The sequence below is a fragment of the Nonomuraea sp. NPDC049421 genome (genome assembly GCF_040677005.1).
Classification (GTDB): domain Bacteria; phylum Actinomycetota; class Actinomycetes; order Streptosporangiales; family Streptosporangiaceae; genus Nonomuraea; species Nonomuraea salmonea.
In genome coordinates, this window is the sequence record NZ_JBFAQA010000002.1 from 442867 (window position 1) to 464281 (window position 21415).

Consider the following 21415-nt stretch of genomic DNA (forward strand, 5'->3'; position numbering starts at 1 on the left):
GTGACATACCAAGTGGTGAAGGGGAAGAGTGGCTGCGAGAGGCCCGCTCCTGTACGAGCGGATCATCGATTACCTCCTGGACGAGCTCCGGCGGGGAGCCCTGGCTCCCGGCGACCGCGTCCCCTCGGAGATGGAGCTGGCCGAGCGGTTCGAGGTCAGCCGGATCACCTCGAAGAAGGCGCTGGAGGTGCTGCGCCAGGCCGGCGTCGTGCACCGGATCCGCGGCAAGGGCTCGTTCGTGGCCCAGGAGCTGCCCGACCTCGACGCCCTGACGCTCTCCCCGGCCGGCGCGACGGTCCAGGAAGGCGAGCGGGTGCCGGGGACGATCGCCATGATCTATCCGGACGCTTCCGAGGCGTACGGGCTCGAGCTGCTCTGCGCGGTGGAGGAGCGCTGCGCGGAGCGCGGCATCACGCTGGTCATCAAGCGCACCCGTGGCAGCCAGGAAGAGGAGGAGAAGGCCATCGAGTCGATGGTCGACGCCGGGCTCGCCGAGGGGCTGATCGTCTTCCCCGTGCACGGGGAGTACTACAACGCCGGGCTGCTGCGCACGATCCTCGACGGCTACCCGCTCGTCCTCGTCGACCGCTATCTCGCCGGCATCCAGGTGTGCGCCGTGCACACCGACAACGTGGCCGCCGCGCGGGCCCTGACCGAGCGCGTGCTCGACCAGGGGCACCGGCAGGTCGCGTTCGTCTCGCCGCCGCCGGAGAACACCTCCAGCATCGAGGAACGCCTGGAGGGCTTCCGCGCCGCCTTCGCCGGGCGCGGCCTGTCCCTCGACAACGCGCGCCAGCTGACCGGCCTGTCCAGCACGCTGCCCGGCGCGTTCACCCAGGACAACGTGCTCGCCGACGTCGAACGCATCCGCGCCTTCCAGGCCGGCGAGCCCGAGGTGACCGCGTTCGTCGTGTGCGAGTACAACCTGGCCCGCGTCATGAGCCGGGCCATCGCCGGCGCCTCGCCGCGCCCCCTGATCGCCTGCTTCGACTCGCCGCTCGACCCGATCGCCGGGCCGGAATTCCCGCACGTACGCCAGGACCAGCGGGAGATGGGCCGGCAGGCGGTGGACCTGCTGCTCGCCCAGATGCGCGGCGAACCGGTGCCGCCGCGCTCCATCGTCCCCTTCTCGATCGTCGAGCCCAGCTGACCCACGGAGGACCTTTGACGCCCCCTGCCCTCTGGAACGACCGCGCCGAGCTGGCTCAGCGCAGCCTCGACCACTACTTCGCCGCCCCCGGCGACCAGCTCTTCCACAACTGGCACCCGCTGGAGCCTGGCGACGACGACGTCTTCAACTACTGGTGGCTCGCGCACGCCATGGACGTCCGGATCGACGCCCACCGGCGCAGCTCCGACCCCGCCAGGCTCGACCAGGCCGCCGCCATCCTGGCCGGAATCCGCCGCCGCAACGGCGGCGCGCTGTTCAACGACTACTTCGACGACATGCTCTGGCTCGCGCTCGCCACTCTGCGCCTCGCCGAGGCCACCGGCTCCGCCGACCTGCGCGGGGACGCCGTCGTGATCTGGCAGCACGTGCTCGACCACGGCTGGAACGACCACGAGGGCGGCGGCATCGCCTGGCGCGTCCAGCAGCCGTACTACAAGAACACCCCGGCCAACGCGCCGTTCGTCATCCTGTCGGCCCGGCTGCACCGCGCCACCGGCGAGGCCCGCTACCTCGAATGGGCGGTCAGGACGATGGACTGGCTGGAGGGCGCGCTGGTGCGGCCCGACGGGTTCGTCGAGGACGGCGTCAACCGGCAGGAGGACCAGGCCATCGACGTGGACTGGCGCTTCACGTACAACCAGGGTCTATATGTCGGCGCGTGCGTCGAGCTCGCCCACGCCCTCGACCGGGACGACCACCTCGCCCGCGCCGCCCGCACGGCCAGGACCGCGATCACCGCGCTGGCCTCCGACGGCGTCTTCGCCGACGAGGGTGACGGCGGCGACGAGGGCCTGTTCAAGGGCATCTACTACCGGTACGCCCACCTGCTGGTCTCGGTGCACGACGTACCCGACGTCCGCGACTTCCTGCTGGACAGCACCGAGCGGCTGTGGGGCTCGTGCGTCCGCGACGGACTCCTGCTGGCCGGCCAGGACTGGAACCGGCCCCCTGGACCCAAGGTCTCCCTGTCGGCGCAGCTCAGCGCCGTGATGGCGACCGAGGTGTGCGCCGCCCTGGCCACCACCACGGCCGGCTCAGCGTAGGTGACCGGTGATGATCCACAGATGCCCGAACGGGTCCCGGATCCGTCCCGACCGTTTCCCGTAGGGCCGGTTCTCGATCGGGACGACCACCTCGGCGCCGTGGGCGATCATCCGCTCGCCCACGGCGTCCGCATCCTCGATCTCGACCTCGATGAGAACCGGAGAACCGCCGAGATCCTCGGGTGATCGCCACCCCCAAGCCTGAACGGCCGGCGACACCCGAAACGATCCCCCTTCCACGCGATGCTCGATCATGCTCGGCCGGCCGTCCTCGGCCGGGGGAGCGGCGAACACCTGCTCCGCACCCAGGGCCGCCTGGTAGAAGGCGGAGGCACGGACGGGGTCAGGAACGATGAGACGTGGAACAAGCTTCATGCGCCCATCGTCCTGGCGGCCCGGACCCAGGGTCTTGAAGATTTGGGAACGCCCCTCGGCGAACCCGCCTTCCGCGGACCTGGTAGGGCCGGTGCATCGTCAGGCGGTCGAGCCTTCGGTGCGGAGCCACTCCGTCGGTGTGCATCCGGCCATGGCGCGCCACTCCCGGGTGAAGTGTGCCTGGTCGGCGAAGCCTGTCTCCGCGGCGATCGTCGCCAAATTGATCGTTTCCGTGCGGGCGGCTGCTGCCAGCGCGCCGCGTGCGGTTTCGAAGCGCAGGAGCCGCTGGTACTCCTTCGGGGTCACGCCCAGTGCGGCGCGGACCGTACTGCTCAGGTGCCGGCGGGAGCAGCCCAGGAGCCCGGCTGCCTCTTCCACCCTCGCGGTGCTGGACAGCGCCCTCAGCGCGGCCCGTAGATCCGGTCCGTCGGCGTTCCTTTGGTGCCGGGCCCAGCCGGTGAGCAGCGCGTTCTCCACCAGGGTGCGGCGTTGCGGCCACGACCGGCAGGCGGCCAGTTGCTCGGGCAGGTACGCCATCGCCGGGGACACGTCCGCGAGGTCGGCGATCTGCCCGCTCAGTTCCGACGCCGGTACGCCCAGGAGCGCTCCGGCTCCCAGCGGGCTGAGCGTCAGCCAGACGCCACGCGTGCCGCCCTGCTGCCGCAGCTCGGCGGCGTCCAGGTGCAGCCCGGCGACGGCGGCGCTGAACCGCTGCGCCGGTTCCGGCCGGTCGAGCCAGGCGATCTCGACGGCGTCCGACTCCGGGACGGTGACGGTGATCGTGGACGAGGGCAGCCCGCGGTGCGCGCTCGGGCCCAGCTCGTACGGGCTCAACGCCACCACGAACGGGGCCAGGGCGTGAGTCATTGCTCCACAGTACGGGTTCGTCGCCAGGTGGAAGGATGGGGACATGTACGTCGGTGAGATCGGAAACGCGCAGGCACCGCCCCTTCTGTTACTGCACGGCGGCGGGGTCGCGGGATGGATGTGGCGGCCCGTGGTGGAGCGGCTCGGCGCGAAGGCCCGTGTCATCGTCCCCGACCTTCCCGGCCATGGGAACAGCGCGGCGGAGCCGTACCGGTCACACGAGTCCACCGCTCAGGCCCTGGCGAAGGTCCTGGAGGAACGCGCTCCGCACGGCGCCACGGTCGCCGGCTTCTCCCTGGGCGCGCAGCTCACGATCCTGCTCGCCGCGACCCGTCCCGACCTCGTCACCAGTGCCGTCGTGGTGAGCGCGCAGGCGAAGCCGCTGCGGTTCCCCGGGGCGACGCTGGGGCTCCTCGCCGCCACCGCGCCGCTCGCCACGCAGGAGTGGTTCGCGAAGCTCCAGGCCAAGCAGTTGTTCATCCCGGACGAGCTGCTGGCCGACTACGTCCGTGACAGCGCGCGTACGAGCCGGGCGACCCTGCTCGCGAGCGTCGGTGAGAACATCCGCTTCACCCTCCCCACCGGATGGTCCGAGTTCAAGAATCCGGCGCTGGTGATGGTGGGGGAGCGCGAGCGCGGGTTGATGCACGCCTCTGCCCGTGCCATCCACGACGCAGCCCCCGGCAGCCGGCTGATCACCGTACCGGACTGCGGCCACGGCATCCCCCTCCAGCGCCCGGACCTGTTCGCCGGCCATCACCCCTTCGGCCCGTAAGCCGTCATGAGGACGTACACGACAGCGAGAACGCCGACCCAGACCAGAGCACGCCTGGTCGGCGGCGGCCCGTCCCGCAACAGTGAGAACCCCAGGGGGATGAACGCGACGCAGAGACCGCCCACGGCGAGGAAGGACTGCGGGATCTGCGTGCCTTTGAGCGGCCCGAGCGCGAGCATCGCCATCAGACCGAGCGCCACCGACCGCCCCAGCCCCAGGGCACCGGACCGGTAGGCGCCGACGGCCAGCACGACCCACCCGAAGAACGCCGGCCCCGAGATGGCCCTGAACGGATGCCACCGCGTCTCGCCCCAAGCCGTGTAGTAGGCGTCGACACCGTCGAGCATCGTCCGCAGACCGAGACTGTCGGTGAGATGAAAGGCCAGGTGATCGGTCCCGAACTGGAAGATCCTGGTGAACAGACCCACGATCACCAGACATCCGCCCCACATCCCCCACAGCGGGCTGGTGGCGGCGATCCGCTGCGCCAGCGTCACCACCCCCGGCCACAGCATGATGAACCCGGCCGCGAAGCAGGTGTAGGCGGCGGTGATGAGCGCAGGGTGCTGACTGTAGGCGATGAGCTGCTGCGGAACGAAGAAGTGGAACGGCGAACGCAGCAGCGTCCCCGCCATGATCAGGAGAGGCCCGCCGATCAGCGACACCGCACCGACCCACCGCCCAGGGAACGGGTGCTGCCTTCCCAGGTTGGCCGCGGCATTGGCCTCCCGCCGCGCCCCATCGCTCTGCCGCCATCGCGCCACACGCCGCTGGATCTCGGACATCATTCGATTCCCGCCCGTCCTGTCGCTGCCTCCCGGCACGATCGGCCGGGTCAGCAGCATCGTCGCGAGCAGGGCGAGGTGCGCGCGTCTGCCCCAGGTCGCATCTTTTCCACCGTTCAGGAGCCGGCGCTACGACTCCAGTCAGACGTGAGACGCCTTGTCGTGGTCAGCCGACCCCCCGTACGGAGGTGAGATGTCGCACCGCACACGGAGACCGGTGGTCGGACCACGGTTGGATGCGGAAAGTCCGACCGTGGTCAGATGCCGGGCCCGGTGCGGGGGCGATACGGTCCGGGCATGAAGTGGGGCGGGCAGCGGCTCGATGGGTGGATCGTCACCGACGTGGTGACGGCGATCGTCGTGGCGCTGATCATCAGATACGCCGTCGCCGATCCTCCCGGGCCGTCGTCGTGGTGGCCGGCCTGGGCGGCCTGGCCGGTCGGGGCGGTCCTCGCCCTGCCGATCGCCGTACGACGGCGCAGGCCACGTGCCGTGCTCGCCTTCGCGGCCGTCACGGGCGTGCTGGCGACCGTGACCGGTGCCGTGGCGGCGGGCGCGATCTGGGTGACGTACGTCCCGACCGCGCTCGTCCTGTACCTCGTGGCCTCCACCACCTCGCTGGCCTGGTCGGCGGCAGGTCTGGCGGCATGCGCGGCCGGCGCGGTCACAGCGGTGCTGATCTTCTACGAGCAGGTGTTCCCCGGTCTCGAGCCCGCGGCAGGGCCGAGCGAGCTGCCACCCGCGTGGCCGATCGAAGTCGGGGTGATCTCGGTGCTCCTGATCACCGCGGGGGCCGTCGGAGCGGCCGTCCGCTGGAAACGGGAGACGACCGCCCGCCTCGTCCGCCACCTTTCTGAAGCGGTCGTGGCCGACGAGCGCCGCCGCATCGCCCGAGAGCTGCACGACGTCATCGGTCACAGCATGAGCCTGATCGCCGTCAAGGCCACCGTGGCCAATCACGTCGCCGACGCCCGCCCGCAGGAGGCCCGCGCCGCGCTGGCCGTCATCGAGCAGACGAGCAGGAGCACGCTGACCGAGATCCACCGAGTGCTCGGCCTCCTCCGCTCCGACGGCGACCCCCGGCCAACCCAGGAGGAGACCCATCTGCCCGTCCCCGGCGTGGCAGACCTACCCGGGCTCGCCGACCACGCCCGCTCCGCCGGAGTGGAGGTGGACCTCACCGTCCACGAAGAAGCCGAACTCCCAGCCGCGGTGGCGATGTCGATCTACCGCATCGTCCAACAAGCCCTGACCAACGTCATCACCCACGCCGCACCCACCCACTGCTCGGTAACCGTGCACATCAACCACCGAGAAACCACGATCGAGGTCCTCGACGACGGCCCCCGCCACGGCCGCCCACCCCGCACCGGGACCGGCGGCGGACACGGCCTGATCGGCATGCGCGAACGAGTCAAACTGTACGGAGGCACCTTCAGTGCCGGCCCCAGGTCCGAAGGAGGCTTCCGTGTGGCAGCCCGCCTCCCGTACGACGAGAACAGCACCGCGACATGACCGGCCGCGACATGACCCGTGACGCCGCTTCGCACGAGTCGGCACCCACCATCCGGGTCCTGCTCGCCGAGGACCAGGTGCTGGTGCGTGACAGCCTCAAGGTCCTCATCGACACCACTCCGGGGCTGGCCACCGTGGGCGAGGCGGGCACCGGCGCCGAGGCCGTGCGCCTGGCCCGCCGGCTGCGCCCCGACGTCGTCCTCATGGACATCCGCATGCCCGACATGGACGGCATCGAAGCGACCAGCCGCATCTGCGCCCACCCCGACGGCGCCGGCGTCCGCGTCCTCATCCTCACCACCTTCGACCTGGACGAATACGTGTACGGCGCGCTCCGCGCGGGAGCGAGCGGCTTCCTCGTCAAGAACGCCACAGCGGAAGAGCTCCTGGCCGCCATCAGAGTCGTCGCCGCCGGCGAGGCCCTGCTCGCGCCCTCGGTGACCCGACGCCTCATCGCCGACTTCCTGCGCGGCTCCCGCTCCACCCCGGCCGTGCGCGACCTGGCCAACACCACCCAGCGCGAACGCGAGGTGCTCACCCTGATAGGCAGCGGCCTGTCCAACACCGAGATAGCCGAGCACCTCCACCTCACCGTCGGCACGGTCAAGACCCACGTCGGCCGCCTGCTGTCCAAACTGCACGCCCGCGACCGCGCCCAACTGGTCATCGCCGCCTACGAAGCCGGCCTGGTCACCGTCCCGCACAACCACCGATGACCAGCCCGAAGGGGCACGGTCCTGCCCAGCTGCCCGAGCTGGGCACCGGGTAGGCATGAGTGCCGGTGACCTGCGCGGTGCGCGGTGGGCCCGCCGCCGTCCCAGATGCACCCCCGCGACCTGCCGACCGCTGTGGCGGGATCGTGGCGAGGCCGCACTATCGCCGGTGGCTCGCCTGAGCTGCGGCCAACCAGCTGACCCCGGGCAGGGAGCGTCGGTGGCTCGCCGGTCGGCGGGGCTTGTCCAGGAGACCGTACAGTCCCATCGGCGGCGGGTTCGCCGGCTCCAGACGAGCGCCGCTGATCGCCTGCGCTGAGCCGGGTTTGGTGCGTTTCGGTGGTGGTGGACGCTCAGAACGTTCGAGGGGCCGTTCGGTGGGGTGGGTGGGGCTAGATGTGGACTTCGCCGCCGTCCACCACCAAGTCGGCGCCGAGGATGAAGCTTGACCGGTCGGAGGCGAGGAAGGCCACTGCGTCGGCGATCTCCTCCGGGCGGCCCACTCGGCCGATCGGGATGCCCGTGGTGAAGTGTTCCCTGGTGACCGGGCTGTTCTTGTCGGCCACCGCGCCGTCCAGGCCCGGGGTGTCGATGGTGCCGGGGGAGATGGCGTTCACGCGGATGTCGCGGTCCTTCAGCTCGTTGGCCCAGGTGCGGGCGAAGGAGCGGATGGCCGCCTTCGAGGCCGCGTAGACGCCGAAGGCCGCGACGCCGTCTCCTGCGCGTACTGAGGAGTTGAGGATCACCGAGGCGCCGTCGTTCAGGAGCGGGAGGGCCTTCTGCACCGTGAAGAGGGTGCCCTTGACGTTGGTGCCGATGATGTCGTCGAAGTGGTCCTCGGTGACCTGCTCCAAAGTCGCGAACGAGGCGGCGGCGGCGTTCGCGAACAGGATGTCCAGGCCCTGGCCGCGCTCTCGTACGGCGGTGTAGAGGTCGTCGAGATCCGTCAGGTTGGAGATGTCGCCCTGGACGGCGGTCACCGATGCCGGGCCGATGCTCGCCACCACCTCGTCCAGGACGGCCTTTCTGCGTCCCGTGATGAACACGTGGGCGCCCTCGGCCGCCAGCCGCCTGGTGGTGGCCAGGCCGATGCCGGTGCCGCCGCCGGTCACTACCGCGGTCTTGCCTTCGAACAGCTTCATGGCTTTCACCTCGTCAGAAATCTGTACTGCTCGGTACTTAATGGTGACGATAGCACTTCTGCACCGATCGGTACACAACGGTAGGATCGGAGGCGTGCAAAGTCAGGGGAAGGCGCCGGTCGGCCGCCCGCGCGGGTTCGACGCCGAGAAAGCGCTCGATCAGGCCATGCGGGTCTTCTGGGAGCAGGGCTACGACGGCGCCAGCCTCACCGACCTGACCAAGGCCATGGGCATCAGCCGCACCAGCATGTACGCCGCGTTCGGCAGCAAGGAAGATCTGTTCAACCTCGTGCTGCGGCGCTACACCGATGGCCCGGCCTCCTATGCCCGGCGGGCCGTCCAGGAGCCGACCGCGCGTGCGGTGGCCACCGCGTTCCTGCACGGCGCGGCCCTGGCCACCACCACTCCCGGCGCGCCCGCCGGCTGCCTCGGCGTTCAGGGGTCGCTTGCCGCGGGGGAGCCCAGCCGGGGCATCCGCGACACGCTCACGGCCTGGCGCGACGACGGCGTCGCACTCCTCGCCGAACGCCTCCAGCGCGCCGCCGACGAAGGCGACCTGCCCGCCGGTCACGACCCCGGGCTGCTCGCCCGCTATCTCATGGCCGTCGCCAACGGCATCGCCGTCCAGGCCGCCGGCGGCACCCCTCGCGACGAACTTCGCCGGGTCGCCGACCTGGCTCTGCTCCAGTGGCCGAGCCCATAAGCAAGAGACACCTCCTCTGTCGACTGGACAAATTCCGCGGATTGTGGCCAGTGACGTGATGGGCGGTCCGCTCTGACGAGAATTGAGATGTCTCTCTCGTTGCATGTAGCGGAGTTTCATGCCCTCGCCAAAGCTGAAGATCCACCCCATAACCCTTCTGACCTGCGGTGAAGCCACTTTCGGCGAAGCTGTCGGGCGGCCATTTCCGCTTTTCCGGAGAATGCCGACGACCCGGACCGGGATCAGCATTCATGGCAAGCCAATAGAGTCCTCCGCCATGGATACGAAATACCAGTCAGCAGAAGAATTGGCAGTCGCGTTGCGGACAGGGGAAGTGAGCTCGGTGGAACTCACGGACGACGCGATCGCCCGGATCGAGCGGGACGACGAGGTGACCAACGCGATCTGCGTACCGGACTTCGACCGGGCGAGAGCAGCCGCGCGAGACGCCGACCGGGCGCGCGCCCGCGGTGCGGAGCGGCCGCTGCTGGGCGTCCCGGTGACGGTCAAGGAGTCGTACGACGTCGAAGGGATGGCCACGACCTGGGGCATGTCGCAGCACCGCGCCTTCATGCCGGCCGAGGACGCGGTCCAGGTACGGCGGCTCAAGGAGGCGGGCGCGGTGGTGCTCGGCAAGACCAACGTGCCGCTGGGCCTGCAGGACATCCAGACCTTCAACGACCTCTACGGCACCACCACCAACCCCTGGGACCGCGACCGCACGCCAGGCGGGTCGTCCGGCGGGTCGGCGGCGGCGCTGGCGTGCGGGTTCGGGGCGCTGTCGATCGGCTCCGACCTGGCCGGTTCGCTGCGTACGCCCGCCCACTTCTGCGGCGTCTACGCGCACAAGCCGACGCTCGGGCTGGCGGCGACCCGCGGCATGGCCCTGCCGAAGGAGCTGCCGGCGGAGCCCGAGCTGGCGGTCGTCGGGCCGATGGCGCGTACCGCCCGCGACCTCGCGCTCCTGCTCGACGTCATGGCAGGCCCCGACCCGCTGACGCACGGCCTGGCGTACGAGCTGAAGCTGCCGCCCGCCCGCCACGACCGGCTCGGCGACTTCCGGGTCCTGGTCCTCGACGAACATCCGCTGCTCCCGACCGGCTCGGCCGTGCGGGCGGGCGTGCACCGGGTGGCCGCCGCGCTCACCGCCGCGGGCGCCCGTGTCGAGTGGCACAGCCCGCTGCTGCCGGACCTGGCGGAGGCCGCGAGGCTCTACATGCAGCTGCTGATCTCGGGTTCGGTCGCGCGCTTTCCTATGGAGCCGCACGAGCAGCAGCACCCGGACGACCAGAGCCTCGAGTCCGTACGGCTGCGCGCCCTGACGCTCAGCCACCGCGACTGGCTGAAGGTGAACAACCGCCGCGAGGCCCACCGGCACGGCTGGCGGACGTTGTTCACCGAGTTCGACGCCGTGGTGTGCCCGGTCACGCCGACGCCGGCGTTCCCGCACGACCACAGCCCCGACCCGATGCGGCGGCGCATCGACATCGACGGCGCCGCGTACCCGTACTTCGACCAGCTCGTCTGGGCCGGCCTGGCCACCATGCCCGGCCTGCCCGCCACCGCCGTCCCGGCAGGCGGATCCTCCGAAGGGTTGCCGGTGGGCGTGCAGCTCATCGGCCCGATGTTCGAGGACCGCACCCCGCTCCGGCTGGCCGAGCTGCTGGAGCAGGAGCTCGGCGGCTTCCGTCCTCCGACGGAGCGGTAGCGTCGAGGACATGATGATCGAGCTGGACGTCCACGTGGGCGGGGGCCGCACGCTGCACGTCTACGACACCGCCCCAGGCGACGGCGAGCGGCTGCCGGTCATGTGGCACCACGGCACGCCGAACCTCGGCGCGCCCCCCGAGCCGCTCTTCGCAGCGGCCGACCGGCTGGGGGTGCGCTGGGTGGCGTTCGACCGGCCGGGCTACGGGGGCTCCGACGTGGCGCCGGGGCGGACGGTCGCGTCCGTCGCCGGTGATGCGGCGGCCGTCGCGGACGCGCTCGGCATCGGCAGGTTCGCCGTCGCGGGCTATTCGGGCGGCGGCAGCTACGCGCTGGGGTGTGCCGCGGTGCTGGGTGAGCGCGTCCGGGCGGTGCTGAGCCTGGGCGGCATCGCCCCGTACGGCGCCGACGGTCTGGACTGGTTCACCGGGATGGTCCCGTCCGGCGTGGCCGCGCTGGGCACGGCGGCGGCGGGCCGGAAGGTACGGGCGGCGCTGCACGACTCGGACTTCGCCTACGACTGCGAGTTCACCCCTGCCGACCTGGCGGTGTTCGAGGGGCCGTGGGGGTGGCTGGGCAAGGTCGCCCAACCCGCTCTCGACGCCGGCCCGTACGGCCAGATCGACGACGACGTCTCCTACACCCACGCCTGGGGCTGCGACCCCGGCTCCATCCGCGCTCCCGTCCTGCTCCTGCACGGCACCGCCGACCGCATCATCCCCGCCACCCACGGCTCCTGGCTGGCCGAGCACTGCCCGGCCGCCGACCTGCGGCTGCTCAAGGGCGACAGCCACTTCACCGTCGTCACCCACGCCGAAGCCGGCCTGGAGTGGCTGTGCGGCGTGGCGTAGGTCACGTCGCCGCGATGTCACAACGAGCGGGCCGCCGGCATCTTCTGCTCGACCGGGAACAACCCCGGCATGTGGAAGGAGCACCATGAACGCCCTCTTGGCCACCACTTTCGGCGGCGACGTCATCGAGCCTGGCACGGCCGGCTATGAGGAGGCCGCTCGCACGATGCTGGTCTCCGGCAGCCCGGCCTACGTCCTGCGGCCGGCGAGCGTGGCGGACGTGCAGGCCGCTGTCCGGTTCGCCGCCGACGCGGGTCTGGTGCTGTCGGTACGCGGCGGCGGCCACGCCTTCGCCGGTTTCGGCACCAACGACGGCGGCGTCGTCCTCGACCTCGCCAGGCTCGCCGGCGTCGAGGTCATCGACGAGGAACGTCACATCGTCCGCGTGGGCGGCGGCGCCACCTGGGGTCAGGTCGCGGACGCCCTGGCTCCGCTGGGCCTGGCGATCTCCTCGGGAGACACCAGAAGCGTGGGGGTCGGCGGGCTGACGTTGAGCGGCGGCATCGGCTGGAAGGCCAGGAAACACGGCCTGACCCTGGACAGCCTGGTCGCCGCCGAGGTCGTCACCGCCTCCGGTGCGGTGCTGCGCGCCGGCGCGGAGGAGAACCCCGAGCTGTTCTGGGCGCTGCGCGGAGGCGGCGGCAACCTCGGCGTGGTGACCGCCTTCGAGCTGGCCGCGCACCCGACGACCGACGTCTTCTTCGGCGCGATCACCTTCCCTGCCGCGGAACTCGCCGAAGTACTCCAGGGCTGGGCGGCCTACCTGCGAACTGCCCCGGACGAGCTGACTTCTATCGCGAGCTTCGCCAACCCCTTCGAGGGCGGCCACGAAGCGCCGGTGAAGATCCAGGTCGCCTTCGACGGCGACGACCCCGAGGCGGCCGCGAAGGCCATCGACCCGATCCGCGCTCTGGGCACGGTGCTGAGCGACGACGTCACGCTCCAGCCGTACGCGGACATCCTTGAGGAGGGCCAGGCGGCGCCGCCCGGCATCCGGCTGCTCACCCGCAGCGCCTTCGTCGGGGCCGGGTCGGTGCGCCAGGTCCTGGAGCTGCTCGCGGAGACCGGGGCGGCGCAGGGCTCACCGTTCATCTCTGTCCGCAGCGTCGGAGGCGCGGTCGCCCGGGTCCCGGACGACGCCACCGCCTACGCCCACCGCCAGGCGGAGCTGATGTTCGTGACCACCGCGGCCGGGCCGGAGCCGATCGTCGAGGCCGCCCGCCCGGCCCTGGAAGCGATCTGGGCCAGGCTCGCGCCCCACGTCAGCGGGGCGTACGCCAACTTCCTCACCTCCGCCACGCCGGACGACGTGGCCGCGGTCTACCCGCCGCGGACCCTCCGGCGGCTCGCGGCGGTCAAGCGCCGGCACGACCCCCGCAACCTGTTCTTCCGCAACCACAATGTCCGCCCATGAACCGGATGGACCCGGCCACCGAGGACTTCGTGGCCCACAGGAACCTGCTGTTCACCGTGGCGTACGAGCTGCTCGGCTCGGCCGCCGACGCCGAGGACGTGCTGCAGGAGACCTGGCTGAAATGGGTGGGCGTCGACCTCGGCACGGTGCGGGATCGGCGCGCGTACCTGATCAGGATGGTGACGCGGCAGGCGCTGATGCGGCTGCGCACGCTCGGCCGGCGCAAGGAGTCGTACGTCGGCCCGTGGCTGCCCGAGCCACTGCTGACCACGCCCGACGTGGCCGAGGACGTCGAGCTGGCCGAGAGCGTCTCCATGGCCATGCTGCTGGTGCTGGAGACGCTCACGCCGGCCGAGCGGGCGGTGTTCGTGCTGCGCGAGGTGTTCGCCCTCGGCTACGACGAGATCGCCGAGGCCGTGGACAAGAGCCAGGCCGCGGTCCGCCAGATCGCCCACCGGGCCCGCTCGCACGTCGCCGCCCGCCGGCCGCGCGCGGGCGTCTCGCAGGCCGAGATCCGTGACGCGCTCGACGCCTTCCGGCGGGCGGCGGAGACCGGCGACCTGCAAGGGCTGCTCGCCGTCCTCGCGCCCGACGCCGTCTTCCTCAGCGACGGCGGCGGAGTCGTGGAGGCGCTGCTGGAGCCGCTCGTGGGGGCCGAGCGGATCGCCCCGCTGGCCACCGCGCTGTCCAGGTTCGGCGCCGGCGCGCTGCAGCCGGCCCACGTCAACGGCCATCCGGCCCTGGTGCTCCGCGTCGATGGCGGGATCGACGCCGTCATCACGGTGCGGGTCGAGGGCGGCCTGATCAGTGGCGTGTACGCCGTACGCAATCCAGAGAAGCTGTCGCGCGTGTATGAGGAGACCCCGGTGAGCCGCTGAGCGGGACGGGCGAGCCCACACTCCTCGGCCCTGAAGCGTCGGACGAGGAGGACGGCGGCGGCCCGCCCACCAGCTGGCCGCCGACAGTGGGACGCCCGCAGTGGGACGCCCGCAGTGGGACGAAACAGTACTTTCGGCCGGTACAAGCCCAGGGGACCCGTGCCCTAGCGTGAACGCCGTGCGTGCTCCCGTTCGGCTCGAGGTGGCGGCCGAGATCGGACTCGGCGTCGTGCTCGCGCTGGCCATCGCCTACCAGGCCGCCCGCCTCGCCGCCAGCTGGGGTGACGGTTATTGGGTGCCCGGCGCCTGCGTCGGCGCGGTGGTGGCGGTGCTCGCCGTGGCACGCCGCGCCGCCCGGCTGTGGACGGCCGTCGCCGGTCTGACCGTGGCCGGGCTCGCCGTCCTGCCCGCCCACCTCCTCCACCTGCCGGCGGAGCCGGGCCCCGCCACCTCGCTCGGCCTGGCGGTGCTCATCGGCTCCGCGATCAGGAGACTGCCCGCCGTCCAAGCCTGCGCGGTGGCCGCCGCAGGGGCGGCCGTCATGACGGGCGGGCTGCTGACCGGCTCAGGCTCGCCCGTGCCGGCGCAGGGTGGCCTGATCTGGCTCGCCGCCATGGGAGGCGGGCTGGTCCCACGATGGCTGGCCGCCCGCCGCCGCGCCGCCACCGAGCGCGTACGCCGTGCCGAGCGCCGCGAGCTGGCCAGGGAACTGCACGACGTCGTGGCCCACCACGTCACCAGCATCGTGCTCCAGGCGCAGGCCGCCCAGCTCGTCACCGCCAAGCACCCGGACAGGACGGCCGCCTCGCTCGCCGGCATCGAGGCCGCGGGCCACGAGGCGCTGGCCGCGACCCGCCGCGTGGTCGGCCTGATGCGCGAGAGCGCCCCCGGCGTGACCGGTTCCGAGGAGTTCGCCGAGCTGGTCGGACGCTTCGACGGCCACGGCCGATCGGCGCGGCTGCGGCTGGCAGCCGAGCCCGACGGCTGGCCGGCCGAGGTGCGCAGCACCGTGTACCGCGTCGTCCGCGAGTCGCTGACCAACGTCGCCAAGCACGCCGGGCACGCCCGCGTGATCACCGTCGGCATCACCCAGGACGAGCAGGCCGTCACGGTCGTGGTCGAGGACGACGCCCCGCACGCGACCGTCCGCCCCCGCCGCGCCGGCTACGGCCTCATCGGCATGCGCGAACGCCTCGACACCCTGGGCGGAACGCTGACCGCCGGCCCCGGCCCTGACGCGGGCTGGGTCGTGCGCGCCACCGTCCCCGCCGGGGAACACCGATGACGCCGCCCATCCGGGTGCTGCTGGCCGACGACCAGCCGATGATCAGGGCCAGCCTGCGCATCATCCTGGAGGACCAGCCCGACATCGTCGTGGTCGCCGAGGCGGGCGACGGCGACGAGGCGATCGAGCAGGCCCGCCGGGCACGTCCTGACGTCTGCCTGGTGGACGTTCAGATGCCCCGCCTCGACGGGATCGAGGTGGCCCGCGCGCTGGCCGACGCCCCCACCCGAGTGGTCATGGTCACCACGTTCGACCTGGACGAGTACGTCCACGGCGCCCTGCACCGCGGCGCGGCCGGGTTCGTGCTGAAGGACGCCGGCCCCGCGCTGCTGGTCGAGGCCGTGCGGGCCGCCCACGCGGGCGACGCGCTCATCTCGCCGTCGATCACGCTGCGGTTGCTGCGCCGGCTGGCCGACCGCGGAGCCGGGATCGCGGCCCGCGCGCCCGCGCAGCCCCTGACCGCGCGGGAGACCGAGATCGTCCGGGCGGTCGCCAGGGGGTGCAGCAACCAGGAGATCGCCGACGATCTGTTCATCGCGGTGAGCACGGTCAAAGGGCATGTGGCGGGCGTCCAGGCTAAGCTCGGCGCCCGCAACAGGGTCGAGATCGCGGCCTGGGCCTGGGAGAGCCGCATGATGGACGCGGGACGCTAGGTCAGCCCACGACGAACGGCAGCCGGCCGGCCAGGTCGCCCAGCTCGTCCCGCTCGGCCGGGGTCGGGGCGCGACGGCCGGTGCCGACGAGCAGCGCGGCCTCGTCGGAGAACGACGCGGGGAACGCGGCCCCGGCGATCTTCTCCAGCATCTCGCGTGCCTGGGCCGGCCCCTCGGCGGGCGGGCCGGGCACGCCGGGCAGGTGGGCGATCAGGTCGAGGTGGTGCAGCGTCCATTCGAGCACGTACGCCGTCAGGTAGTCGCCCACCGTGAGCACCTCGTCCCGCGTGCCGACCCGCATCGCGGGATCGGCCAGCGCGGCGGCCCGTCCCGCGGCGGAGCCGACGTCGTCGAGGTGGAACTTCAGCAGGTACGGGTCCTCGTAGGCGGCGGCCAGCCGGACCGTGAGCGCGTCGAGCGGATCGTCACCGGTCGGGGGAGTGCCGGTGACCTCCCAGTACGTGATCGCGTCGCGGGTCGGCGGCTCGTCGGTCGGCGTGACGAGGGTGATCAGGACGTCCTGGGCGTCGATGACCAGGTGGCAGACCAGGTCGCGCACGAGCCACCCGGCACAGCCCGACGGCTCGGCGAAGGCGTCGTCGGGCAGGTCGGCGACCGCGGCGCGCAACGCCGCCCAGGAACGTTCGAAGGCATCCACGCGCCCACACCGTAGCGGCTGGTCACGAGGCCGGACAACCGGCTTATCCGGTGATGCTCCACGGGATCTCCCGCTCGCCGGCGTCGCATGGGTCGAGGGCGAGCTGCGCGCAGCGGCGTCCCTGGTCGCGCAGCGGGTTGGTGACGGAGACGATGCCAAGCTGCCGAGCGGCAGGTGAGGCGTCCCAGCCGAGGTAGGCGGCGCCGGGGTGGGAGTCTTCGAGTGCCTGGCGGGCGCCGATCGCGAGCTCGTCGCTCATGGCGATGACGAGCGCGTCCGCGGGCAGCCGGGAGGCGAGTTCGCGGGCGGCGGCGGCGCCGTCGGCGCGGGTGTTGCGGGCGACGACCGCGACCGGCGTGCCGTCCCAGCTCAGGCCGGCCGCCTCGACGGCGTCGCGGTAGCCGCGCAGGCGGGCGTCGGTGACGGGGAACGGGACGTGCGGCGGCAGGCCGGCGCCCGTGGTCGTCATCGCCGCGCGGGCGCGGTCGAGCGGGAACGAGATGACGGCGGGCATACGGCCCTCGCCCAGCACGCGGGCGGCGATGGCGCGGGCGGCGGCGCGGTCGTCCTGGGTGACGCAGGCGATGCCGTCGCGCCCGGGGCCGCCCTGGATGACGGCGGGCCGCGGATCGCCCGCGACGGCCGCGAGCACCGGATCGTCCTCGGTGGTGGTCCACAGCACGAACGCGTCCACGGCGGCCGACAGCACCCGGTCGGCGTCGTCGGCGTCACCCCGCGTCGGGATGAACGTCAGCCCCTGCCCCTCCGCGACGCACACCTCGGCCACGCCTGCGAGGAACCGGGCCGCCTGCGGGTCGTCGAAGGCGTAGACCAGGTGCTCGCTGAAGACCACGCCGAGCTGCCTGGTGCGGCCTGACTTCAGCGCCCGGCCCACGGCGTCGGGGTGGTAGCCCAGCTCGCCGGCCGCGCGGTGGACGCGTTCGCGGGTGGCGTCGGCGACGCGGGCGGGGCGGGTGAAGGTGTAGGAGGCGGTCATCAGTGAGACGCCCGCGCGGGCCGCCACGTCCTTCAGCGTCACGCGTCTGCGGTTGGTGGACACGCTGCCATCCTAGTTGTGTAGCGTTACACATATGATGAGAGCCAGCTTGTCGGGGCGTGCCGCGCCGTTTCTGGGGTTCGCGGGGTTCGGGGTGTTCTGGGGGGCGTGGGGTGCCTGCCTGCCTCTGCTGCGTGCCCATGCCGGGGTGGGTGACGCGCGGTTCGGCGTCGCGCTGCTGCTGGTGGGGGCGGGGGCGCTGCCCGCCATGTTGCTGACCGGGCGGCTCGTGGACGCCGTCGGGCTGCGGGTGGCCGGAATGCTGCTCGCGCTGCTGGGCGTCGCGGGCGTGGTGCTGTGCGCGGTCTCGTCCGGCTATGCCGGGTTGTGCGCGGGCATCCTCGCCGTGGGGGCCGGCTCAGGGGCGACGGACGTGGCCATCAACACGCTCGCCGCCACCGGGGAGAAGCGGACCGGCCGGCCTGTCGTGGCCCGCTCGCACGCCGCGTTCTCCGCCACCGTTGCGGCGAGCAGCCTGGCGGCGGGCGCGCTGGCCGCCGCGACCGGCAGCCTGCTCGCCGCCTTCACCGCCGCCGCCGTCGTCGTGGTCGCGCTCGGCACGGTCGTGGCCGCCGCCACCCGATCGATCCCTGTACGGGCCGGCACCGCGCCCGACGGCGACCAGGCCGCAGCCGCACAGGAGGCGGCGGGCCATCGGGGCGAGCAGGCCGACCGTGCGCAGGGAGCGGCGGGTCACCGGGACGGGCAGGCCGACCGTGCGCAGGGAGCGGCGGGTCACCGGGACGGGCAGGCCGACCGTGCGCAGGGAGCGGCGGGTCACCGGGACGGGCAGGCCGACGGTGCGGCGGTGCGGGGGGAGGGCGGGGGGCGGTTGCCGGGGCGGGGGGTGTTGCTGGTGGTCGGGGGTGTGGGGGCGTTGGCGTTCGCGGCGGAGAACGCGTTCCAGACCTGGGCCGCGGTACTGCTGACCGACGCGTTCGCGGCCTCGCCCGCGCTGGCCGCCGTCGCCCCTGCCGCGTTCGCCACGACGGCCGCGCTGGCCAGGCTGGCGGGCGGCCCCGTCATGCTGCGCCGCCCGATCGCCACGATGGTCACCGCGGGCCTGATCGCGACAGCGGGCAGCGTGCTGACGGCGGTCGCCCCGTCGCTGCCGCTCGCTTTGGCGGGCGTCGTCGCCGCGGCGCTGGGCACCGCGACGCTCTTCCCCACCCTCCTGTCGTACGGGCTGCGGCCCGTCCCCGACGCGTTCAGGGGCCGGGCCACCTCGGCCATCTCGACGGTCGCCTACCTGGGCTTCCTGGCAGGACCTGCGTACTTCGGCCTGCTCGCCGACGCCGGCGGCGTGCAGCGGGCGTTCCTCGGCGTGGCCGCGCTGACCGGATTGCTCCTGGCGGCCGTCCCGGTGCTGCCCAGGCTGAGAAGGCCGGAGCCGATCACGCCCCGACGTACGCGGCCAGATGCTCGCCCGTCAGCGTCGAGCGGGCCTTGACCAGCTCGGCCGGCGTGCCCTCGAACACCACCCGGCCACCGTCGTGACCCGCGCCGGGACCCAGGTCGATGATCCAGTCGGCGTGCGCCATGACCGCCTGGTGGTGCTCGATGACGATGACCGACTTGCCGCTGTCCACGAGCCGGTCGAGCAGGCCGAGCAGCTGCTGGACGTCGGCCAGGTGCAGGCCGGAGGTCGGCTCGTCCAGGACGTACACGCCGCCCTGCTCGGCCATGTGGGTGGCCAGCTTGAGCCGCTGCCGCTCGCCGCCGGACAGTGTGGTGAGCGGCTGGCCCAGCGTCAGGTAGCCGAGCCCGACGTCGGCGAGGCGGGTGAGGATGGCGTGCGCGGCCGGCGTACGGGCGTCGCCCGCGCCGAAGAACTCCACGGCCTCGGCCACCGGCATGGCGAGCACCTCGCTGATGTCGCGCCCGCCGAGCTTGTGCTCCAGCACCGACGGATGGAACCGCTTGCCCTCGCACTCCTCGCAGACGGTGGTGACGCTGGCCATGAAGCCCAGCTCGGTCTCGACGACGCCGGCGCCGTTGCAGTCGGGGCAGGCGCCCTCGGAGTTGGCGCTGAACAGCGCCGGCTTGACGCCGTTGGCCTTGGCGAACGCCTTGCGGATCGGGTCGAGCAGGCCCGTGTAGGTGGCCGGGTTGCTGCGCCGGGAGCCGCGGATGGGGCTCTGGTCGATCGACACCACGCCGGCGCGGGCCGGGATCGAGCCGTGGATGAGCGAGCTCTTGCCGGACCCGGCCACGCCGGTGACGACGGTCAGCACGCCGAGCGGGACGTCGACGTCCACGTTCCGCAGGTTGTTGGTGGTGGCGCCGCGGATCTCCAGGACCCCGGTCGGCTCGCGCACGGAGTCCTTCAGCGTGGCGCGGTCGTCGAGGTGGCGCCCGGTGATGGTGCCGGCCGCCCGCAGCCCTTCGAGGGTGCCTTCGTAGCAGATCTCGCCGCCCGCCGAACCGGCGCCGGGCCCGAGGTCCACCACGTGGTCGGCGATCGCGATCGTCTCCGGCTTGTGCTCGACGACCAGCACCGTGTTGCCCTTGTCGCGCAGCCGCAGCAGCAGGTCGTTCATGCGCTGGATGTCGTGCGGGTGCAGGCCCGCGGTGGGCTCGTCGAAGACGTAGGTGACGTCGGTGAGCGAGGAGCCGAGGTGGCGGATCATCTTGACGCGCTGCGCCTCACCGCCCGACAAGGTGCCCGCGGGCCGGTCGAGCGACAGGTAGCCGAGCCCGATCTGGACGAACGAGTCGAGCGTGTGCGCCAGCTTGCCGAGCAGCGGGGCCACGGAGGGCTCGTCGAGCCCGCGTACCCACTCGGCCAGGTCGCTGATCTGCATCGAGCATGCTTCGGCGATGTTGACGCCGTGGATGCGCGAGGAGCGGGCGAGTTCGCTGAGGCGGGTGCCGTCGCACTCGGGGCAGGCGGTGAAGGTGACCGCCCGCTCCACGAACGCCCTGATGTGCGGCTGCATCGCCTCGGGGTCCTTGGACAGGAACGACTTGCGGATCTTCGGGATCAGCCCCTCATATGTGAGGTTGACGCCGTCGACCTTGACCTTCATCGGCTCCCCGTACAGGAAGTCGTTGAGCTCCTTCTTGGTGAAGTCGCGGATCGGCTTGTCGGGGTCGACGAGCCCGGAGGCCGTGAAGACGCGGACGGTCCAGAAGCTGTCGACCTTGTAGCCGGGCACGGTGATGGCGCCCTCGGAGATCGACTTGGAGTCGTCGTAGAGCTGGGTGAGGTCGAGGTCGTTGACCGTGCCGCGGCCCTCGCAGCGCGGGCACATGCCGCCGGTGCGGGTGTAGGTCGCCTTGACCGGCTTCTTCTTCTCGCCGCGCTCGACCGTGATCGCGCCGCTGGCCCGCACGGTGGGCACGTTGAAGGAGAACGCGTTGGGCGAGCCGATGTGCGGCTGCCCCAACCGGCTGAACAGGATGCGCAGCATCGCGTTGGCGTCGGTGGCGGTGCCGACCGTGGAGCGCGGGTCGGCGCCCATGCGCTGCTGGTCGACGATGATCGCGGTGGTGAGCCCGTCGAGCACGTCCACCTCGGGCCGCGCCAGCGTCGGCATGAAGCCCTGGACGAACGTGCTGTACGTCTCGTTGATCATCCGCTGCGACTCGGCGGCGATCGTGCCGAAGACCAGCGAGCTCTTGCCCGACCCCGACACCCCCGTGAACACCGTCAGCCGGCGCTTCGGGATCTCGACGCTGACGTCCTTGAGGTTGTTGACGCGGGCGCCGTGCACGCGGATGAGGTCGTGAGTGTCGGCGGCGTGGGGCGCGGGCGACTGGGTGTCCGTGCTCGTGGCCATGCTGTCGGATTCTCCATCTGTCTTATGGGCGCTGCCGCTGG

At 72.2% G+C, this 21415-nt stretch carries 20 protein-coding genes; 13 read left to right on the plus strand and 7 right to left on the minus strand.

Going from position 1 to position 21415, the window contains the following annotated elements; translation table 11 throughout:
• Window positions 1-28: 28 nt before the first annotated feature.
• Together AB0K18_RS05820 and AB0K18_RS05825 are read left to right on the plus strand one after the other, a co-directional pair.
• Window positions 29-1150 (plus strand): substrate-binding domain-containing protein, encoded by a 1122-nt coding sequence (locus AB0K18_RS05820; RefSeq protein ID WP_364910386.1) that lies wholly within the window; start codon window positions 29-31, stop codon window positions 1148-1150.
• Between the two features lie 14 nt (window positions 1151-1164).
• Window positions 1165-2214: a glycoside hydrolase family 76 protein gene (locus AB0K18_RS05825; protein WP_364910388.1), complete on the plus strand. Its 1050-nt coding sequence runs from the start codon at window positions 1165-1167 to the stop codon at window positions 2212-2214.
• Here the strand turns inward: AB0K18_RS05825 and AB0K18_RS05830 are convergent.
• Window positions 2206-2589, minus strand: a complete 384-nt coding sequence (locus tag AB0K18_RS05830) for a VOC family protein (protein ID WP_364910390.1) — start codon at window positions 2587-2589, stop codon at window positions 2206-2208. The two genes, AB0K18_RS05825 and AB0K18_RS05830, sit on opposite strands and share 9 nt — an antisense overlap.
• Window positions 2590-2688: 99 nt before the next feature.
• The gene (locus AB0K18_RS05835; protein ID WP_364910393.1) at window positions 2689-3456 is read right to left on the minus strand and encodes a helix-turn-helix domain-containing protein; all 768 of its coding nucleotides are present in this window, start codon (window positions 3454-3456) and stop codon (window positions 2689-2691) included.
• Between the two features lie 43 nt (window positions 3457-3499).
• On the opposite strand from AB0K18_RS05835, the gene AB0K18_RS05840 reads away from it, so the two are divergent.
• Window positions 3500-4231, plus strand: coding sequence for an alpha/beta hydrolase (locus tag AB0K18_RS05840; protein WP_364910395.1), 732 nt, complete (start codon window positions 3500-3502; stop codon window positions 4229-4231).
• Here AB0K18_RS05840 and AB0K18_RS05845 read toward each other — a convergent pair.
• A complete protein-coding gene (locus AB0K18_RS05845; RefSeq protein ID WP_364910398.1) occupies window positions 4213-4896 on the minus strand; it encodes a hypothetical protein in 684 nt (227 codons plus the stop codon). The genes AB0K18_RS05840 and AB0K18_RS05845 overlap by 19 nt on opposite strands.
• Window positions 4897-5313: 417 nt before the next feature.
• Here AB0K18_RS05845 and AB0K18_RS05850 point away from each other — a divergent pair, with 417 nt between their 5' ends.
• The gene (locus tag AB0K18_RS05850; RefSeq protein ID WP_364910401.1) at window positions 5314-6531 is read left to right on the plus strand and encodes a histidine kinase; all 1218 of its coding nucleotides are present in this window, start codon (window positions 5314-5316) and stop codon (window positions 6529-6531) included.
• Window positions 6528-7247 carry a response regulator transcription factor gene (locus AB0K18_RS05855; protein ID WP_364910404.1) on the plus strand — a complete coding sequence of 240 codons (720 nt, stop codon included), beginning with the start codon at window positions 6528-6530 and terminating at the stop codon, window positions 7245-7247. The genes AB0K18_RS05850 and AB0K18_RS05855 overlap by 4 nt, the downstream gene beginning before the upstream one ends.
• A 389-nt stretch (window positions 7248-7636) precedes the next feature.
• On the opposite strand, the gene AB0K18_RS05860 is transcribed toward AB0K18_RS05855, so the two are convergent.
• Window positions 7637-8386 (minus strand): SDR family oxidoreductase, encoded by a 750-nt coding sequence (locus AB0K18_RS05860; RefSeq protein WP_364910406.1) that lies wholly within the window; start codon window positions 8384-8386, stop codon window positions 7637-7639.
• 94 nt (window positions 8387-8480) lie between these two features.
• On the opposite strand from AB0K18_RS05860, the gene AB0K18_RS05865 reads away from it, so the two are divergent.
• The 7 genes from AB0K18_RS05865 to AB0K18_RS05895 all read left to right on the plus strand — a co-directional run bounded on the left by AB0K18_RS05865 (window position 8481) and on the right by AB0K18_RS05895 (window position 15877).
• Window positions 8481-9089 (plus strand): TetR/AcrR family transcriptional regulator, encoded by a 609-nt coding sequence (locus AB0K18_RS05865; protein ID WP_364910409.1) that lies wholly within the window; start codon window positions 8481-8483, stop codon window positions 9087-9089.
• Between the two features lie 277 nt (window positions 9090-9366).
• On the plus strand, window positions 9367-10797 hold the full coding sequence (locus tag AB0K18_RS05870; RefSeq protein WP_364910411.1) for an amidase: 1431 nt from the start codon (window positions 9367-9369) through the stop codon (window positions 10795-10797).
• A 10-nt stretch (window positions 10798-10807) separates the two neighbouring features.
• Window positions 10808-11647, plus strand: a complete 840-nt coding sequence (locus AB0K18_RS05875; protein ID WP_364910414.1) for an alpha/beta hydrolase — start codon at window positions 10808-10810, stop codon at window positions 11645-11647.
• An 85-nt stretch (window positions 11648-11732) separates the two neighbouring features.
• The gene (locus AB0K18_RS05880; RefSeq protein WP_364910416.1) at window positions 11733-13061 is read left to right on the plus strand and encodes an FAD-binding oxidoreductase; all 1329 of its coding nucleotides are present in this window, start codon (window positions 11733-11735) and stop codon (window positions 13059-13061) included.
• Window positions 13058-13939 carry an RNA polymerase sigma-70 factor gene (locus AB0K18_RS05885; RefSeq protein WP_364910418.1) on the plus strand — a complete coding sequence of 294 codons (882 nt, stop codon included), beginning with the start codon at window positions 13058-13060 and terminating at the stop codon, window positions 13937-13939. The genes AB0K18_RS05880 and AB0K18_RS05885 overlap by 4 nt, the downstream gene beginning before the upstream one ends.
• Window positions 13940-14117: 178 nt before the next feature.
• Window positions 14118-15224, plus strand: coding sequence for a histidine kinase (locus AB0K18_RS05890; RefSeq protein ID WP_364910421.1), 1107 nt, complete (start codon window positions 14118-14120; stop codon window positions 15222-15224).
• Complete coding sequence (locus tag AB0K18_RS05895) at window positions 15221-15877, plus strand: response regulator transcription factor (protein WP_364910424.1); 657 nt, start codon at window positions 15221-15223, stop codon at window positions 15875-15877. The genes AB0K18_RS05890 and AB0K18_RS05895 overlap by 4 nt, the downstream gene beginning before the upstream one ends.
• A gap of 1 nt (window position 15878) precedes the next feature.
• Here AB0K18_RS05895 and AB0K18_RS05900 read toward each other — a convergent pair whose 3' ends face one another.
• Together AB0K18_RS05900 and AB0K18_RS05905 are read right to left on the minus strand one after the other, a co-directional pair.
• Window positions 15879-16535 (minus strand): maleylpyruvate isomerase N-terminal domain-containing protein, encoded by a 657-nt coding sequence (locus tag AB0K18_RS05900; RefSeq protein ID WP_364910427.1) that lies wholly within the window; start codon window positions 16533-16535, stop codon window positions 15879-15881.
• Between the two features lie 43 nt (window positions 16536-16578).
• Complete coding sequence (locus AB0K18_RS05905) at window positions 16579-17595, minus strand: LacI family DNA-binding transcriptional regulator (RefSeq protein WP_364910429.1); 1017 nt, start codon at window positions 17593-17595, stop codon at window positions 16579-16581.
• 31 nt (window positions 17596-17626) lie between these two features.
• On the opposite strand from AB0K18_RS05905, the gene AB0K18_RS05910 reads away from it, so the two are divergent.
• A complete protein-coding gene (locus tag AB0K18_RS05910; RefSeq protein WP_364910432.1) occupies window positions 17627-19042 on the plus strand; it encodes an MFS transporter in 1416 nt (471 codons plus the stop codon).
• On the opposite strand, the gene AB0K18_RS05915 is transcribed toward AB0K18_RS05910, so the two are convergent.
• Complete coding sequence (locus AB0K18_RS05915) at window positions 18987-21374, minus strand: excinuclease ABC subunit UvrA (RefSeq protein WP_364910434.1); 2388 nt, start codon at window positions 21372-21374, stop codon at window positions 18987-18989. The genes AB0K18_RS05910 and AB0K18_RS05915 overlap by 56 nt on opposite strands.
• Window positions 21375-21415: the final 41 nt, after the last annotated feature.